The organism is Streptococcus cristatus (genome assembly GCF_001588905.1).
GTDB classification, from domain to species: domain Bacteria; phylum Bacillota; class Bacilli; order Lactobacillales; family Streptococcaceae; genus Streptococcus; species Streptococcus cristatus_N.
Map to the genome: position 1 here is coordinate 1 of NZ_LAWH01000080.1, position 274 is coordinate 274.

A 274-nucleotide genomic window follows, 5' to 3' on the forward strand; every position below is an offset into this window, starting at 1 on the left:
TCGACTTCCTGCTCGAAATAGCCCAGCTCTAGATAGTCCCCACGCTCGACTTGACCTGCGATAGGCGGGATAATCCCCAGCAAACTCTTGAGCAGGGTCGTTTTCCCAATCCCATTTGCCCCGATGATAGCCACCTTCTGATTGCGCTCAAAGGTAAGATTAAGAGGCTGAGTTAGAGGCCGGTCGTAGCCAATCTGCAAGTCCTTGGCTTGGAAGATAAAGCGGCCAGGTGTACGGGCAGGCTTGAAGTCGAAGGATGGTTTTGGTTTCTCAC

1 protein-coding gene is annotated in these 274 nt (G+C 52.6%); it reads right to left on the reverse strand.

Features of this window, described 5'->3' with window-relative positions; genetic code table 11:
• Positions 1–274: ATP-binding cassette domain-containing protein (locus A0765_RS09770; protein ID WP_142325670.1), on the reverse strand; the 274-nt coding region annotated here is incomplete at both ends.